General features: G+C 39.7%; 22 protein-coding genes and 1 pseudogene. 18 read left to right on the forward strand and 5 right to left on the reverse strand.

The window, feature by feature from the left end:
• The first annotated feature begins 362 nt into the window (after positions 1-362).
• From DXB39_RS02300 to DXB39_RS15240, 4 genes and pseudogenes are all read left to right on the forward strand, one after another.
• Positions 363-965, forward strand: coding sequence for a hypothetical protein (locus DXB39_RS02300; RefSeq protein WP_015514507.1), 603 nt, complete (start codon positions 363-365; stop codon positions 963-965).
• Positions 966-1007: 42 nt separating this feature from the next.
• Positions 1008-1592 carry an SOS response-associated peptidase gene (locus tag DXB39_RS02305; RefSeq protein ID WP_012744277.1) on the forward strand — a complete coding sequence of 195 codons (585 nt, stop codon included), beginning with the start codon at positions 1008-1010 and terminating at the stop codon, positions 1590-1592.
• A gap of 23 nt (positions 1593-1615) precedes the next feature.
• On the forward strand, positions 1616-2074 hold the full coding sequence (locus tag DXB39_RS02310; protein WP_117841085.1) for a YaiI/YqxD family protein: 459 nt from the start codon (positions 1616-1618) through the stop codon (positions 2072-2074).
• Positions 2075-2206: 132 nt separating this feature from the next.
• Positions 2207-2350: pseudogene (locus DXB39_RS15240) on the forward strand (tyrosine-type recombinase/integrase); the annotation flags it as partial.
• A 151-nt stretch (positions 2351-2501) separates the two neighbouring features.
• Here DXB39_RS15240 and DXB39_RS02320 read toward each other — a convergent pair.
• Complete coding sequence (locus DXB39_RS02320) at positions 2502-2792, reverse strand: hypothetical protein (RefSeq protein WP_117698642.1); 291 nt, start codon at positions 2790-2792, stop codon at positions 2502-2504.
• A gap of 64 nt (positions 2793-2856) precedes the next feature.
• Positions 2857-3186 (reverse strand): hypothetical protein, encoded by a 330-nt coding sequence (locus DXB39_RS02325; protein WP_117841084.1) that lies wholly within the window; start codon positions 3184-3186, stop codon positions 2857-2859.
• Between the two features lie 112 nt (positions 3187-3298).
• Here DXB39_RS02325 and DXB39_RS14875 point away from each other — a divergent pair, with 112 nt between their 5' ends.
• A complete protein-coding gene (locus DXB39_RS14875) occupies positions 3299-3439 on the forward strand; it encodes a hypothetical protein (protein WP_197420807.1) in 141 nt (46 codons plus the stop codon).
• A 151-nt stretch (positions 3440-3590) separates the two neighbouring features.
• On the opposite strand, the gene DXB39_RS02330 is transcribed toward DXB39_RS14875, so the two are convergent.
• Positions 3591-3818, reverse strand: a complete 228-nt coding sequence (locus tag DXB39_RS02330) for a hypothetical protein (protein WP_022243866.1) — start codon at positions 3816-3818, stop codon at positions 3591-3593.
• Positions 3819-3883: 65 nt separating this feature from the next.
• Positions 3884-5635 (reverse strand): Rqc2 family fibronectin-binding protein, encoded by a 1752-nt coding sequence (locus DXB39_RS02335; protein ID WP_117841083.1) that lies wholly within the window; start codon positions 5633-5635, stop codon positions 3884-3886.
• A gap of 151 nt (positions 5636-5786) precedes the next feature.
• Between DXB39_RS02335 and DXB39_RS02340 the strand changes: the two genes are divergently transcribed.
• The 10 genes from DXB39_RS02340 to DXB39_RS02385 all read left to right on the forward strand — a co-directional run bounded on the left by DXB39_RS02340 (position 5787) and on the right by DXB39_RS02385 (position 12013).
• Positions 5787-6665, forward strand: coding sequence for a YicC/YloC family endoribonuclease (locus tag DXB39_RS02340; RefSeq protein WP_117698640.1), 879 nt, complete (start codon positions 5787-5789; stop codon positions 6663-6665).
• Between the two features lie 42 nt (positions 6666-6707).
• Positions 6708-6971, forward strand: a complete 264-nt coding sequence (locus tag DXB39_RS02345) for a DUF370 domain-containing protein (RefSeq protein WP_117698639.1) — start codon at positions 6708-6710, stop codon at positions 6969-6971.
• A 3-nt stretch (positions 6972-6974) separates the two neighbouring features.
• Positions 6975-7610 carry a guanylate kinase gene (gene gmk / locus DXB39_RS02350; RefSeq protein ID WP_117841082.1) on the forward strand — a complete coding sequence of 212 codons (636 nt, stop codon included), beginning with the start codon at positions 6975-6977 and terminating at the stop codon, positions 7608-7610.
• Positions 7611-7613: 3 nt separating this feature from the next.
• Complete coding sequence (rpoZ, locus tag DXB39_RS02355; protein WP_022243861.1) at positions 7614-7868, forward strand: DNA-directed RNA polymerase subunit omega; 255 nt, start codon at positions 7614-7616, stop codon at positions 7866-7868.
• 89 nt (positions 7869-7957) lie between these two features.
• On the forward strand, positions 7958-9280 hold the full coding sequence (gene rimO / locus DXB39_RS02360; protein ID WP_117841081.1) for a 30S ribosomal protein S12 methylthiotransferase RimO: 1323 nt from the start codon (positions 7958-7960) through the stop codon (positions 9278-9280).
• Positions 9277-9819 carry a CDP-diacylglycerol--glycerol-3-phosphate 3-phosphatidyltransferase gene (gene pgsA / locus DXB39_RS02365; RefSeq protein ID WP_022243859.1) on the forward strand — a complete coding sequence of 181 codons (543 nt, stop codon included), beginning with the start codon at positions 9277-9279 and terminating at the stop codon, positions 9817-9819. Before rimO ends, pgsA begins: the two co-directional genes overlap by 4 nt.
• An 11-nt stretch (positions 9820-9830) precedes the next feature.
• A complete protein-coding gene (locus tag DXB39_RS02370; protein WP_117698637.1) occupies positions 9831-10325 on the forward strand; it encodes a CinA family protein in 495 nt (164 codons plus the stop codon).
• Positions 10325-10879 carry a 16S rRNA (guanine(966)-N(2))-methyltransferase RsmD gene (rsmD, locus tag DXB39_RS02375; protein ID WP_117841080.1) on the forward strand — a complete coding sequence of 185 codons (555 nt, stop codon included), beginning with the start codon at positions 10325-10327 and terminating at the stop codon, positions 10877-10879. Before DXB39_RS02370 ends, rsmD begins: the two co-directional genes overlap by 1 nt.
• Positions 10880-10885: 6 nt before the next feature.
• Positions 10886-11371 (forward strand): pantetheine-phosphate adenylyltransferase, encoded by a 486-nt coding sequence (gene coaD, locus DXB39_RS02380; RefSeq protein ID WP_022243856.1) that lies wholly within the window; start codon positions 10886-10888, stop codon positions 11369-11371.
• A gap of 12 nt (positions 11372-11383) precedes the next feature.
• Positions 11384-12013, forward strand: coding sequence for an ATPase (locus DXB39_RS02385; RefSeq protein ID WP_117698635.1), 630 nt, complete (start codon positions 11384-11386; stop codon positions 12011-12013).
• A gap of 7 nt (positions 12014-12020) precedes the next feature.
• Here DXB39_RS02385 and DXB39_RS02390 read toward each other — a convergent pair whose 3' ends face one another.
• Positions 12021-12782 (reverse strand): hypothetical protein, encoded by a 762-nt coding sequence (locus DXB39_RS02390; RefSeq protein ID WP_330418310.1) that lies wholly within the window; start codon positions 12780-12782, stop codon positions 12021-12023.
• Between the two features lie 194 nt (positions 12783-12976).
• Between DXB39_RS02390 and DXB39_RS02395 the strand changes: the two genes are divergently transcribed.
• The 3 genes from DXB39_RS02395 (at position 12977) to DXB39_RS02405 (ending at position 16621) form a co-directional block, all read left to right on the forward strand.
• Positions 12977-13831, forward strand: a complete 855-nt coding sequence (locus DXB39_RS02395; RefSeq protein WP_242988780.1) for a M23 family metallopeptidase — start codon at positions 12977-12979, stop codon at positions 13829-13831.
• A 98-nt stretch (positions 13832-13929) separates the two neighbouring features.
• Positions 13930-14646 (forward strand): pseudouridine synthase, encoded by a 717-nt coding sequence (locus DXB39_RS02400; RefSeq protein ID WP_117841078.1) that lies wholly within the window; start codon positions 13930-13932, stop codon positions 14644-14646.
• Positions 14647-14650: 4 nt separating this feature from the next.
• Positions 14651-16621, forward strand: a complete 1971-nt coding sequence (locus DXB39_RS02405; protein WP_117841077.1) for a YgiQ family radical SAM protein — start codon at positions 14651-14653, stop codon at positions 16619-16621.
• The last annotated feature ends 1 nt before the right edge of the window (position 16622 follow it).

Below are 16622 nucleotides of genomic sequence, written 5' to 3' on the forward strand. Positions count from 1 at the left end.
GCAAATGTTGATTTTATACGACTGTTAAGAGCAATATCGTGTCTAAACTTGCGACTGGACTTTGCATTTTCTACGAGTTATCTTCGTAATATCTCGGCATTATACTACTGGAATGTTTATCATAAACAGGGCATGATTTATGGCAGAATGGGCAGTCGTTCTCGTGCCATTTATTAGGTCTTGCTTGGATACGAATATGTTTAACTCCATTCTTATCAGAGTAAAGATTACAATTTTTTATAACTGTGTTCTTGACATTAAGGACACTTTTGCATAATGTATTAACTGAAGCCACTTGTGAATACTCCTTTTGTGTTTTTCTTCGCAGTTAATACATTAAAGGACACAAGTGTTTTTTCAATATGGTGTTGTTAATTTATGGTGTTAGGCTTCCACCATTATGCCAGAAGCCTCATATAAATTTATTGGGAAGAGTTACCGATCAAGTTTTCTCAGAATCCGAAGAATGGGATATTGATACGGTGTCAGAAACTATTGCATCGGAATATGAAAGAGCAACGAATCTTTCGATAAATAAAGAGAAGCAGAATTTGCCAATAGAAGAAAAACGAACGATAGATGTTAAAGAAATACGAGAATGGCTGAACTTTATTATTACGATTATATCAGTTGTTTTGGGAGTTACGAATTCTTCAGCAACAACGATAAATAATTACAATTATACACAACAAGTCAATAATTATTACATCGTTGGAATGGGATATGATGCGAAGGAGCTAAATACGACTAAATATAGAATCGTTAATAGAGAATCTATTGTACGACTGAAGCATGACTGCCATTCGATTGTAATTGAAAAGCTTGAGGAAGGGAAAGTTGTTAGAATTATAGATAAATATAAAAAGTGGCGACAGATAATTTGGGAGAATGAAGATGGTGAAGAATGTATGGGGTGGATTCAAAATTATAGATTAACTGAGTTTAAAGTGCCTAGAAATAAATGATGTATATTTGATGAAATAGAATCTATAAGTGAAGGAAGTATTATGTGTGGTAGATATTATATTGATTCTGATATGGCAGATGAAATCGAAAAAGTAGTGCATGATATAGACCAACGGATCCGGCAGGAACATTTTGCAGGAGATATCTTTCCAACCAATGTAGCACCGATCATTGAAAAATCAGAACATGGATTGAAACTGGATGTTTGCAAGTGGGGATATCCATTGTCACAAGGAAAGAATCTGGTTATAAATGCAAGAGCAGAATCTGTTATGGACAAACCTTCTTTTCGAAATGGAATCCTCTATCACCGCATTTTGATACCGGCAAGTGGGTTCTATGAATGGAATCGGTTAAAAGAGAAAAATACATTTTCCAGATATGATGCACCAGTATTGTATATGGCTGGCTTCTGTGATTGGTTTGAGAATGAACGACGATTTGTGATTATGACTACAGCAGCCAATGAATCTATGATAAAAGTACATGATCGTATGCCGCTGATATTGGAAAAAGGACAGCTGAAAGATTGGTTCGATGACAGGAAAATGGAGCAAATTCTGCATCAGGTACCGGTTCAGCTAAAACGAGAGGCAGAATACGAACAGCAGAGCTTATTCTTATAATGGTTCAGAGGAGAAATAGAAAGATGCAAATATTTGTTGATGCAGATGCCTGCCCAGTGGTTGCGATCATTGAAAAGATTGCAAAAGATAATAGTGTTCCGGTAATGTTGTTGTGTGATACAAACCATGTTCTGTCATCGACTTATAGTAAAGTTGTTGTTGTCGGTGCAGGAGCAGATGCAGTAGATTATAAACTGATTAGTATCTGCCATAAAGGAGATATTGTCGTATCACAGGACTATGGTGTGGCTGCAATGGCATTGGGAAAAGGTGCTTATGCTATTCATCAATCAGGTAAATGGTACACGGATGATAATATTGATCAGATGCTAATGGAACGTCACCTGGGTAAAAAAGCCAGAAGAAGTTCCCGTAAATGTCATGTCAAGGGACCGAAGAAGCGGACGGAGGAAGATGATGAAAGATTCGCTCAGTCTTTTGAAAAAATGCTTTTGATGGCACGGGAGAAAGAAGGCAGATGAGGAATTGTAGATGCAGAGGAACGACAGAAGCTATAAAGACTTAAAACAAAAACAGAAGAGTGCAATAGCAGATAAAACATACAAAATGCACTTGAAGTTTTATCTTGAGAATCAGCGAATACATACGCTACAAGGTGTTATGAAAATGGAGTAGACCAACAGGTAGTGCAGAAACTCTTAGGTCACTCAATATTGGCAATGACAACCGATTTATACACTCACGTTTCAGAAGAGAAGAAAAAAGAAGAAGTAGCTGAACTGAAAATATTGGCTTAAATTTGGAGTAAAAATAGAGTAAATCAGAAGATAAATAGCGAAAAACAGCGTAAAACCAACATTCTCAAGTAGATATAAATATTGTTCAGAAATAAATATTTCAAAAAACGAGGATGTGCATTTTGCATATCCTCGCTTGCGTTATAAGAGACTATTTTTTCTTTTTCTGTAACATCTGCATCATCTGCAGCATTTTATCTGCTTTTACACGTTCTGCTTCGGACATATTCTGCTTTAATAATTCAATTAATAAAGTTGTTTCAGTATTCGAAAATGTCATACCGTTTTGTTTGGCATTATTGGCGGCGTTCATGACCGTGGAAGCCATGGATTTGGCATCCTTTGTATCAGTATTATTAGAAGCAAAATCCATAAGAAACTGCAGCTTTTCCGGTGAAATATCATTTAAGGCAGGATTGCCTTTCAAAAAGTCTAAATTCATAAAATCCTCCGTTCTTAACAAGTTGACAGGGAACCATAAAATAACAAATGATAAAGTGATGAAATCAGGAAAACAGGGTATCATAAGCAGACAGCATCTGATACATATTTAAAAAGTTTTCAATATTTTCTTTCTCGCCGGGTGTACACTGTTCGCTGATATCGGTAAGCATCTGAAACATCCGCTCCTGGGGAGAATGGCTGCTGACTTCCTGAATCGTAAGCGTGTCATTGGAAAAAAGCTGGGCTGTTTTTTGTAGTTCCATATATTTGATGAGAAGCGCAAAGGGACGCTGCTGACCGGCGGAAAGATATGGAATCATGGTTTTCATAATCTGTAACTGGTGGTTTTGTAACTGCGAGTCAAAGAAGGTTGGTTTATACTCAGAATCCATAAAATAATCCTTTTTCTTTTAAATTATGATGGAACAGCGGAAAATATAACTTTGACGCATATAATAAAATGTAGAACCTTTTTATAGAAACAGGAAAGGATTTGATGCCAGCATGGGAAAATTAATCATTGACGGAAATGAAGTATATGAAATAGATGAAGAATGTATGAAGAAAAAAGAAACGGAAAAGAAGAAACTGACCGCACCGGAAAAAGGCGGTCAAAGATATGACAGAACAAAGAATGTGTCTTGACACATTCTTGTGCCTGCGGCGGTCGCTTGCGACATCTACCTTATACGCCGCAGTGCGCATCCTCGCGGAGCATTTTTTTGCTTTACAGGAAAACAATTTCCTGTAAAGTGAAAAAGGGACCTCGTTGAGAGGCCCCCGCTTTGCAGACGAATTAGCATCCACAACCGTTGTTGTTAAATCCGAAGCTGTCACCACAGCCACCACAGAAGAGCAACAGTAAAATAATCCAGATACAGCTGTCGTTGCCGCATCCATTGCCACATCCTCCAAATCCATTGTTGCCGCAGCAGGAGAGTAACAGGATAATCCAGATTAAAGAACAGCAGTTATTTCCTTCGTTACATCCACATCCGCAGCCAGTAGCAGCTAAATCACTCATTTTCAAATCCTCCAAAATTTATCTTACACTTCATAATATGGAAGAAGTAAAAATGTGTGACTAAATTATTCTGAAATTTTTTCGATGCCGGAAATGTCCGGGTGAATTGTCAGGGAATAATTCGTATAGTAAATGACATAACCGGCAACAGCACCGTTTGGTTTCTTTACATTTTTACGCTGTAAATAATCGATTTCAATTTTTTCGTTATCACGGCCGGAAGAATAGTAGCCTGCCAGTCTGCCGGCCTCTTCAAAAGTCCGATCCGGCAGCTCCCTGCCTTCGGTTTTTACAATAACATGGGAGCCGGGCATTCCTTTGGCGTGGAACCACCAGTCATTTCCGTTGGCAACCTTGAAAGTAAGTTCGTCATTCTGGAAATTATTTTTTCCAACATAAATATCAAAGCCATCACTGGAACGATAATGGAATGGTTTACTTTTGGATTTTTGTTTTTTCTTACCGCTCATTTTCCTGCGGATATAGCCATAGGTTTCCAGCTCGTCCCGGATCTGGGCAAGGTCGTCTTCGGATTCTGCAATGGCAAGCGCAGCCTGAATGGTCTGTAAGTGTGCTATTTCTGCCTTGGTTTCTTCGGTCTGGGTATTTAATGCTTCAAAGGTACGCTTTAATTTATTGTACCGGGCAAAATATTTTTTTGCATTGTCCAGTGGAGAAAGTGTTTCATCCAGAGGAATGGTAAGCATTTCACCGGTATAGTAATTTGGCACCTCTACTGATTTGGCTCCTTCGGTAACCTGATAGCCGTAGGTATTTAATAATTCGCCGTATACTTTAAATTTATCACGTTTTTCCGTATCTTTTAACTGTTTTAACTGTAAATCCAGTTTTTTGCTGCTTCGCTCTAAGTGAGTGGATACAATTTTACGCAAATCCACAGATTTTTGACGCATACGGGTGTAGAGGCTGCGGCTGGCATAAAATTGTTCTAATACGGCGGAAATAGAATCTGCCGGTTCAATGTGATAGCCTTCCGTATGTTCATAGCGGGTTGGTAAGATGGCAGCATATTCTGTCGGTTCTTCTCCTTTATAAAGAATACATGGCTTGAAGTTGGCGTTTCCGACATCCTCCATCAGCCAGCTGAAATTATGATAAAGGTGCAGCAGTGCGTCTTCTTCTAAGGTATTAATCGGTGTATCTGCATCTAAAGAAGCACGGTAACAGATTTCTGCTGCAACCTGTCCACTGATTCCGGTAAAAGCAGAAGTAAGTGCTTTGGCAAGTGGCAGTGGAAGAGAAGACGCCTTTTCACAGAACTGTTCATAGGAACAGTCAAGGGGATTCCGCTTGTTCTGGGTCTCCGGGATAAAATATTCTCTTCCCGGCAGAACTTCACGGACGGAACTCATCTGGGATGGAACCCGTTTGATGCTGTCAATAATGCGTTCGTTTTCATCACAGAAAATAATATTGCTGTATTTCCCCATTAATTCTATAATCAGGTTTTTCTTTTTCAGGTCACCCATTTCATCCAAATGCTCGACCGTAATCCGGATGATTCGTTCTAATCCGGGCTGACTGATGGCAATAATCCGGCCGTTGGCAATATGTTTTCGTAATACCATGCAGAAATTCGGTGCAGTCATGGGACTGACTTTATTCTGAGCTGTAAGATAGATATAAGGCAGGGAAGCACTGGCGCTTAAAGAAAGCCGGTACTGGCCGGATGGTGCCTTTATGGTAAGCAGCAGCTCGTCTGCCTCAGGCTGGGCTATTTTGCTGATTCGTCCATTTAAGATTGTCTGATTTAATTCTGCAGTAAGTGCAGCTACGGTAATTCCGTCTAGCGCCATATAATATGACCTCCTTTGGAAAGAATAGATTCTTTTACAGGATTTTATTATAAAGAAATCTTTCTAAAATTTCAATAAATACGGCATTTTGAATTTGACTAATAAAGAAAATTCTACTATAATACATATATCTATGCATTAGGAGGCAGCTATGATTAAAAGTATGACCGGCTTCGGCAGGTGTGAGATAGAGGAAGACAACCGTAAGATAACGGTAGAGATTAAATCAGTAAATCACCGCTATCTGGATGTAAATGTTAAGCTTCCTAAAAAATTAAGTTTCTTTGAAAGTGCCGTGCGTAACTTAATCAAAGAATACATACAGCGTGGAAAAGTAGATATCTTCATTACCTGTGAAGATTTCAACGAAGCCAACTTCTCACTGAAATACAACGAAGAACTTGCTGGCGAATATTTAAAATATTTACAGCAGATGGCAGAGCATTTCCAGCTGGAAAATGATATCCGTGTCAGCACATTGTCACGTTATCCGGATGTTTTTATAATGGAAGAACAGGATAATGACGAAGAAGAACTTTGGGCACTTCTTGAGAAGACATTGCGTAATGCATGTGAGGCATTTGTTGAAACCAGAGAAAAAGAAGGCGAGAATTTAAAAACTGACCTTCTGAATAAATTAGATGAAATGATTGGCTATGTGGACTTTATCGAAGAACGTTCTCCAATCGTTATGAAAGAATACCGTGAGCGATTAGAAACCAAGGTAAAAGAAATTTTAGAAGATAAGCAGATGGATGATGCAAGAATTGCAACGGAGGTTACAATATTTGCTGATAAAATATGTGTGGATGAAGAAACTGTCCGCTTAAAGAGCCATATTGAAGCGATGAAAGCTGCTTTAACAGGCGGTGGAACCGTTGGAAGGAAGCTTGACTTCATTGCTCAGGAGATGAACCGGGAAGCAAATACGATTCTTTCCAAGGCAAGTGATCTTGCAATTTCAGATACCGGTATTAATCTGAAAACGGATATTGAAAAAGTCCGCGAACAGATTCAGAATATTGAATAAATGATTTCCGTAAACCCTGTAGTAAGAATGGAATGGTGAAAAATGGCAGCACTTATGAATATTGGATTTGGAAATGTAGTAAATACAGATAAGATTGTTGCTGTGATTCAGCCGGATTCTGCACCTGCCAAGCGCATGATTCAGAAAGCCAAAGAAGAAGAGTGCGTGGTGGATGCAACCCAGGGAAGACGTACCCGTGCGGTGATTATTACCAACGCCGGATATATCGTTCTTTCTGCGTTACAGCCGGATACACTGACTGGCAGATTTAACGAGATTAGTGGAAATAAACTGAGTGAGGAATAGTAAATGAAAAGAAAAGGTATATTAACCGTAGTATCCGGTTTCTCCGGTGCCGGCAAAGGCACTGTGATGAAAGCTCTGATGGCAGAGTATAAGGATACGTATGCATTATCTGTTTCAGCTACCACGAGAAATCCGAGACTAGGAGAAGTGGATGGTGTTGATTATTTCTTTCGTACCAAAGAAGAATTTGAACAGATGATAGCAGACAATGCGTTAATTGAGCATGCCTGTTATGTAGGAAATTATTATGGTACACCAAAAGCCTATGTAGATGAACAGTTAGAGGCTGGAAAAGATGTAATTCTTGAGATAGAGATTCAGGGAGCACTTGACGTAAAGAAACGTTTCCCGGACACCATCTTAATCTTTGTAACACCACCGGATGCGGATGAATTAAAGAACCGCCTGGTGAATCGTGGAACTGAAGATATGGCAACCATCAATGCAAGATTAAGCAGAGCATCCCAGGAAGCAGAGTTTATGAATCAGTATGATTACATTGTGGTGAACGATACCGTCCCTGCATGTGTGGAGAATATCCACAGCATCATTGAGAACGAGCATGATTGTGCATCACGTAATATAAATTTCATCAATAAAATCAGAGAAGAGCTGAAGTGCTTTTCGAAAGGAGAATAAATTATGATACATCCATCTTATGTTGAGTTAATGAAGGTCGTAAATAACGACGTTGAAATCGGAGAAGAACCGGTCGTAAACAGCAGATATTCTATTGTAATTGCTACTGCAAAGAGAGCAAGACAGATTATCGGTGGAGATGAACCATTGGTTGAAAATGCCAAAGGAAAGAAACCACTTTCTATCGCAGTAGAAGAGCTTTATACCGGAAAGGTAAAAATCATGGGAGAAGATGCTGTTTCAGAAGATAACGAGTAGCATAGCGGGGTTGCCAACATGGTTTGGTAACCCTTTCATCATGTAAGAGAAAAATATATACAGGACTTTTTCCTGTTACGGAGGAATGAATGAATATTTTCTTTGTATCACTGGGTTGTGATAAGAATCTGGTAGATTCAGAATATATGCTTGGTATGATCCGTGATGCCGGATATACCATTATTGATGATGAAACGCAGGCAGATGTGATAGTAATTAATACCTGTTGTTTTATCAATGATGCCAAAGAAGAGAGTATTAACACAATACTTGAAATGGCAGAATATAAGAAAACCGGACATGCAAAGGCATTGATTGTAACCGGGTGCCTTGCCCAGCGTTACCGGAGTGAGATTGAGGAAGAAATACCGGAAGTAGATGCAATTCTTGGAACTAATTCCTATGATAATATTGTTTCTGCTGTGAAAGAAGTTATGGCAGGAAAACATTATACCAATTTAAATTCACTGGAAGGACTTCCGACCTTGCATACCAAACGATGTGTTACCACCGGTGGACATTATGCCCATTTAAAAATTGCAGAAGGCTGTAACAAACGCTGTACTTACTGCATCATTCCATATATCAGAGGTAACTACCGCAGTATTCCGATCGAAGAACTGGTAGCAACAGCCAGAGAACTGGTAGAGGGCGGTGTAAAGGAGCTGATTCTGGTAGCCCAGGAGACCACCCTTTACGGAATTGACCTCTATGGAAAAAAATCCCTGCACCGGCTTTTGGATGAATTAAACAAGATTCCGGGATTGTACTGGATTCGTATTCTTTACTGTTATCCGGAAGAAATTGATGATGAACTGATTGAAGCAATCAAACGAAATGATAAAGTCTGCCATTATCTGGATATTCCGATTCAGCATGCAAATTCAGATGTATTAAAGAGAATGGGAAGAAAGACCAATAAGGATGACCTTGTTCGTATTATTCATCATCTGCGGGAAGAAATTCCGGATATTACGCTCCGGACCACTTTAATTTGTGGCTTCCCGGGAGAGACAGAAGAGCAGCATAAAGAGCTGTTGGAATTCGTACAGGAAATGAAATTTGACCGTCTGGGCGCATTTACCTATTCTCCGGAAGAAGGAACGAAAGCAGCTGAGATGGAAAATCAGATTCCGGAAGAGACGAAAAAACTGTGGCAACAGGAAGTCATGGAGCTTCAGGAAGAAATTATTTTTGAGAAAAATGAAGATATGGTTGACCGTGAACTTTATGCTTTTATCGAAGGAAAAGTTGCAGATGAGAATGCTTATGTAGGAAGAACCTACCGTGATGCGCCATCTATTGACGGATATATTTTTGTAAATACAGAGGAAAACTTAATGACCGGAGACTTTGCCAAAGTAAAAGTAACCGGAGCTTATGAATATGATTTGATAGGAGAATTAGCATGAATTTACCAAACAAATTAACAATTTTCAGAGTAATTTTGATTCCGTTTTTTGTAGTGTTTATGTTGGCACCGATTTGTCCGGGTTATGCAAATTATATTGCTGTAGCAATCTTTATTGTAGCAAGTCTTACAGACCTTTTGGATGGGAAGATTGCAAGAAAGTATAATCTTGTGACAGATTTCGGCAAATTTATGGACCCGCTTGCGGATAAACTGCTGGTATGTGCCGCAATGATCTGCCTGATTGAAACCGGACAGCTTGCAGCCTGGATTGTAATCGTAATTATCAGCCGTGAGTTTATCATCAGTGGTTTCCGTCTGGTAGCAGCTGATAACGGCGTTGTAATTGCAGCCAGCTACTGGGGCAAATTTAAGACCACATTCCAGATGCTTATGGTCATTGTATTGATTCTTAATTTTGATAACTGTTACTTCCAGTTATTAGGAACCGTACTTACTTATATTGCACTGGTATTAACGGTTGTATCTCTAATTGATTATCTCTGGAAAAACAGAGCTGTTTTAAAAGAACAGAAATAAAGAGGATTCCCATGGAAAAAAGACAGGAAAATCTGGAAGATAAAATTGTAAAAAGGCTGACGGAGAATCATTTATCCATTGCTGCCGCAGAATCCTGTACCGGAGGACTTGTAGCCGCAACTTTGATTAATGTGCCGGGTGCTTCGGATGTGCTGGAAGAATCTTATATCACATACTCGGATGCGGTAAAGCATAAAGTACTAGGTGTATCGGAAGAAACCTTACAGAAACACACTGCAGTAAGTAAAGAAGTAGCAGAAGAAATGGTTCGTGGCGTAACAAAAGTTGCCGGTACGAATGTCGGAATCTCAGTAACCGGTATTGCAGGTCCAGGCGGTGGAAGTGAAAAGTTCCCGGTAGGACTGGTATACATTGGTTATAAAATTAATGATTTTGTGAAAGTTATACGTTATGTATTTTCCGGAGACCGTAGTGAAGTGCGTATGCATGCGGTGGAGACGGCATTGCAGGAACTGAATGATTTACTGATAAAAGAGGGATTTTGATGAGAATAATAGCCGGAAAAGGAAGAAGCCTTCCATTGAAAACAATTGAAGGAATAGACACAAGACCGACAACAGACCGTATTAAAGAAACACTTTTTAATATGCTGCAATATGAGATTGCGGACTGCCGGTTCTTAGATTTGTTTGCAGGAAGCGGACAGATTGGATTGGAAGCTGTCAGTCGTGGAGCGAAAGAAGCTGTTTTTGTGGAAAGTGGAAAAAAAGCAGCAGCATGTATACAGGATAATATTAACTTTACCAAATTTAATGACCAGTGCCGTTTACTGCAGATGGATGTCATGGCAGCTATCCGGAGTCTGGAAGGAAAAGGGACATTCCAGATTATTTTCATGGATCCGCCTTACAATCAGGAACTGGAAAAGGATGTGCTGATGCTGCTTTCTAAATCGACCCTGGTAGATGAAGATACGGTAATTATTGTAGAAGCGTCCCTAAAGACTGGTTTTGAGTATCTTGAGGAGCTTGGTTTTACACTTGATAAATGCAAAAAATATAAGACAAATTTACATGCCTTTATATCCAGAAAGGAATAACCTATGATGAAAAAAGCAATCTATCCGGGCAGCTTTGACCCGGTCACAAATGGTCATGTTGACATGATTGAACGTGCTTCGAAAATAGTGGACGAGCTGGTTGTGGGAGTTTTAAATAACAGTGCAAAAAACTCGTTGTTTTCTTTAGATGAACGTGTTAGTATGTTAAAAGAGATAACAAAAGATATGCCGAATGTAACAGTTGCTTCTTTTGATGGTCTTTTAGTTGACTTTATGGAAAAAATTGATGCAACCATTATCGTCAGAGGATTGCGTGCGGTAACGGACTTTGAATATGAACTTCAGATTGCACAGTCGAACCATCGTGTAAATCCAAAGATAGATACGGTATTTCTTACAACGAATGTAAAATATTCCTATCTCAGCTCTACAATTGTAAAGGAATATGCTTCTTATGGTGGCGATATTTCTCATTTTGTCCCACCACAGTTTATAGAGCGGATTTATGATAAATATAATATCAAAAAATAAGGAGTGTGGACGATGAGTAGCAGAATGGAACAAATCATAGAAGAAATCGAAGAATATATTGATAATTGCAAATATCAGCCATTATCCAGTACAAAAATTGTTGTTAATAAGGATGAGTTAGAAGAACTCCTGACGGAATTAAAAATGAAAACGCCGGAAGAAATCAAGCGTTATCAGAAGATTATCAGCAACAAAGAAGCTATTCTGGCAGATGCCCAGGCAAAAGCAGATGCCATCATTGCTCAGGCACAGGTACAGACCAGCGAGCTTGTCAGTGAACACCAGATTATGCAACAGGCTTATGCCCAGGCAAATGAGGTTGTTATGATTGCTACCAAGCAGGCACAGGAGATTCTTGATAAAGCAACCAATGATGCCAATAATATCCGTATGGGTGCAATTCAGTATACGGACAGCAGTCTTAAGAATATTGAAGAAATTTTAAGTCATGCCATTGAAGGTTCACAGGCAAGATATGATAATCTGATTCACACCCTTCAGGGCTGTCTGGATGTTGTGACGGCAAACCGGAATGAACTGCTTCCAGAGGAAGAAGAGGCTTCTTCCGGACAGGCAAAACAGGAAACAACAGCAGAGCCTGCCACACAGGAAGCTCCGGCAAATGAGACTCCGGAAGAGTAATATATATTTATCCTGCCGGATATATCATGTACCCCAGAAGAAAAGCACAGAATGCAAGACTGATTCGGACCAGCAGATAATATTTCATGGAGAGCTTCTGGCATGCAACCATGGAATAGGTCTGGGCGAAGCCGCATAATCCGCCAAAAGCGGTAAGACTTAAAATCAACGCATAAGCAAGCTGCGGCGAGAAAGCTTCTTCAGAAATCTGCCGGATTCCATTTGTAACTTCTAATGGAATACAAAGTGGTAATTGTAAGAGCTTTTGTGGCACATAAAAGATAATTTGTTCTAAAAGAATAGAAAAGAGCATGATATATCCACCGAGTTTACAAAGAATTTCAAAACCGTTCATGATACCGGCATCTATGATTGAAAAGTTTAATTTTAATCGTGGTGCCGTTTCTTTTTGCGTTAGACTTTTTCGTTGAAGGGCATAAAGAATGCGGCAGAGAATCAGTGGCGGCAGATAGAGAATCCCAAATGTTGGCAATAAAAGACTGTCCTGCCGAAGCGTGTCATGAACAATGTAGCTTGCGATAAACATAGGACTGATATTGTTACAGATTGCAAAGAGAATGGTTGCTTCTTCCTTTGATAATTGATTTTCCTCTAACATTTGGGCACAGATACGGCTTCCCATAGGAAAACCAAATAGAAATCCTGACAGAAGTGGAAAACAGGCATTTCTGCTGCAGGGAATCAGGAGATGGATGAATGGATAGAGGATTCCTGAAATATGATAAAAAACTCCGGATGAAATCAGAATATTGGATAGAATGGCAAAAGGAAGCAATGCAGGCAGAATATTCTGATACCAGAGCATAAGGCCATTTGCTGCGGCAGATACCGTAAGCATTGGATGCAAAAATAATAATATTAAGCACAAAAAAAGAATCAGAAGAGAAATAGTTTTTTTCATAGTTCAATATATTGTATAAAATAACTTTTATGCGGATTATTATGAAGAAGAAAATTTGTGTCATTATTCTCTTTTTTTTGCTGGTTGTCATAGACTGCAGCCTGTTACAGCAGATTCAAAAGCGGGCAGCCTTTTATATAGCATTTGAACAACAGGAGTTCTTTCAGAAACTTCGGAATCAGGAAGTCTCTCCGGAAACGGTGTTAAAATTCAGAAAATATGAGTCTGAAGAAGGTGAGGCTCAGGAAGATATGACATTTACCCGGTATCTTCTGGCATATTATGCTTCAGATTTAACAGAAAAAAACGAGCTGAAAGATGTATACAAAAGATTGCTGCATTTTCATAAAGAAGAAATTGAAAAGCAGGAAGCCTATTTAGACAGTATCTGGTCTGACATTGTCTATTTCCCGGTTCCGGATACCATCTGGGACGAAGAGAAAAAAGTAACTTTTGGAGACACCTGGATGCAGAGCCGTACTTATGGTGGAGACAGAGGACATGAAGGCTGTGATATTATGGCAGATATCAATGAGCGGGGAAATTACCCGGTAATCAGTGTCTGCGATGGAACCATAGAGCAGATGGGCTGGCTGGAACTTGGGGGTTACCGTATCGGAATCCGGAGTCCTCATGGAGCATATTTCTACTATGCACATCTGTCGGATTATGCAGAGGGACTTTCCATCGGAGACGAGGTTCATGCCGGAGAGCTGATTGCATTTATGGGAGATACCGGATATTCTAAGACAGAAGGAACCGCAGGTAATTTTGATGTGCATCTTCATTTTGGAATTTATTTAAATGATGAAAATAAACGGGAGTTTAGTGTAAATTCCTATTCCATCCTGCAATATCTCTATCAGGAGAAGAAAATATTACATTATCAATATTAAGATTTAAATTAGAATTTGAATTATAAGAAACACGCTTTGCGAGCTTCTGGAGTTATCGCGGTATCTGCCAAATCAGAGTAGTAAAGGAACGTATCAGAATGAAAGATTTGAGATTAGATAAATTTTTAACAGAAATGGGCAAGGGAAGCAGGAGTCAGGTGAAAACATATATTTCCAAGGGACGTGTTACCGTAAATGGAGAAATCATCAAACGTCCGGAATATAAGATTTCACCGGAAAAGGATATTGTTAACCTCGAAGGCGAAAAGGTTAATTATTCCCAGTGGGAATATTATATGCTAAATAAGCCTGCCGGCTGTGTCAGTGCCACGGAAGATAAGCATTTTCCGACTGTAGTTTCCTTCATAGAAGATGCTGTAAGAAAAGATTTGTTTCCGGTAGGCAGACTGGATAAGGATACGGAAGGGCTGCTCCTTATCACCAATGACGGTGCGTTGGCTCATGAGCTTTTATCTCCGAAGAAACATGTGACAAAAACTTATTATGCCAGAATAGAAGGAAAAGTGACTGCTGAAGATGTTGCGGCTTTTCGGAAGGGTCTTGATATCGGAGAGAAAAACCTCACAAAGCCTGCTGAACTTGTGATTTTAAAAAGTGATTCAGAATCAGAAATTGAAGTTACTATTACCGAAGGAAAATATCATCAGATTAAGCGGATGTTTGAAAAAACAGGAAAAAAGGTCATTTATTTAAAACGGCTTTCCATGGGAAGCTTAAAGCTGGATGAAACTCTGGCAACAGGAGCGTATCGCCCATTGACGGAGTCAGAATTACAGGCATTAAAGGAAGGATAAGAAGATGCAGAACGGTTTTTTACCAATTTCAAGAAAAGATATGGAAGAAGCAGGGATAAAGCAGCTGGATTTCGTCTATATATGCGGAGATGCATATGTAGACCATCCTTCCTTTGGACATGCTATTATCAGTAGAATATTGCAGGCACATGGTTATACCGTGGGTATCATTGCACAGCCGGATTATCGTGACAAGGAAAGCGTAACCATATTGGGCGAGCCACGGCTTGGCTTTTTCGTTTCCGGAGGGAATATGGATTCCATGGTAAACCATTATTCTGTATCGAAAAAGAGACGTGCCCATGATGCATTTTCACCGGGTGGCGTTATGGGAAAACGCCCGGATTATGCAGTGGTAAGTTACTGCAATCTGATCCGTCAGACCTATAAACATAATCCAATCATTATCGGCGGTATTGAAGCAAGTCTTAGAAGACTTGGGCATTATGATTACTGGTCTAATAAGGTAAAACGTTCCATTCTTCTGGACTCCGGTGCTGATTTGATTTCTTATGGAATGGGCGAGCACAGCATTGTTGAAATTGCAGATGCGTTAGCTTCCGGTCTTGCGGTAAAGGATATTACTTATATCGATGGAACTGTTTTTAAGACCCGAAATAAAGAAGATATTTATGATGCCTTGGAATTGCCGTCTTTTAATAAAATCAAAGAGGACAAGACAGCGTATGCCAAGAGCTTTTACCTTCAGTATCAGAATACAGACCCTTTTACGGCAAGAAGAATTTATGAAACCTATGATGAGAAAATGTTTGTCGTACAGAATCCACCGGCAAAGCCATTGACCCAGATGGAAATGGATGATATCTACGCACTGCCATATATGAGAACCTATCATCCAATCTATGAAAAGGATGGTGGTGTACCGGCTATCGAAGAAGTAAAATTTTCCCTGGTCAGTAACCGTGGCTGCTTTGGTGGCTGCAGCTTCTGTGCCTTAACTTTTCATCAGGGCAGAATTATTCAGACCAGAAGTCATGAATCCATTCTTGCAGAAGCAAAGAAGATGACACAGGATAAGGATTTTAAAGGATATATCCATGATGTAGGTGGTCCGACTGCTAATTTCAGGGCACCGGCATGTACGAAGCAGCTCACAAAGGGAGTTTGCAAGAACCGGCAATGTCTGTTCCCGACACCATGTAAAAATCTTGTTGCTGACCATAGTGATTATATCAGTCTTCTTCGTAAATTACGGAATATCAAAGGCGTGAAAAAAGTATTTGTCCGTTCCGGTATCCGTTTTGACTATCTTTTATGTGATACGAAAAATAATTTTCTGGAAGAACTTTGTAAATATCATGTCAGCGGACAGCTAAAGGTGGCGCCGGAGCATATTTCAGACCCGGTATTACAGAAAATGGGAAAACCTCCCGTTTCCGTTTATAATGAATTTGTCCGCAAGTATCATGATATGAATGAACGGTTAGGATTAAAACAGTATCTGGTCCCATATCTGATGTCCTCCCATCCTGGTTCGACCCTGCAGGAGGCAGTAGATTTGGCTGAGTATTTAAGAGATTTAGGTTATATGCCTCAGCAGGTACAGGATTTCTATCCGACCCCATCCACCATATCGACCTGTATGTACTATACGGGTTTAGATCCGCGGACCATGGAGCCGGTATATGTAGCAACCAATCCGCATGAGAAAGCCATGCAGCGTGCACTGATACAGTATCGTAATCCGGAAAATTATGATTTGGTGCATGAAGCGTTAGTTAAGACGAACCGGACGGATTTAATCGGCTTTGATGCCCATTGCCTCATCCGTCCAAGAAAGCTTGCCAAAGAAGAAGCATTTTCGGATAAGAAAAAGACGAAGCGGACACTGAATCAAAATCAGACAAAGTATAAAACTGGAAATTCCAGAAATACAGAAAAATATTCGGGAAAGACTTCCAGTCAGAATACGAAGAAGAAGCATACGATTCGAACCGTTCATAAAAAGAAATAGT

This window comes from Roseburia sp. OM03-7AC, assembly GCF_003462625.1.
Taxonomy (GTDB): Bacteria; Bacillota; Clostridia; order Lachnospirales; family Lachnospiraceae; genus Roseburia_C; species Roseburia_C amylophila.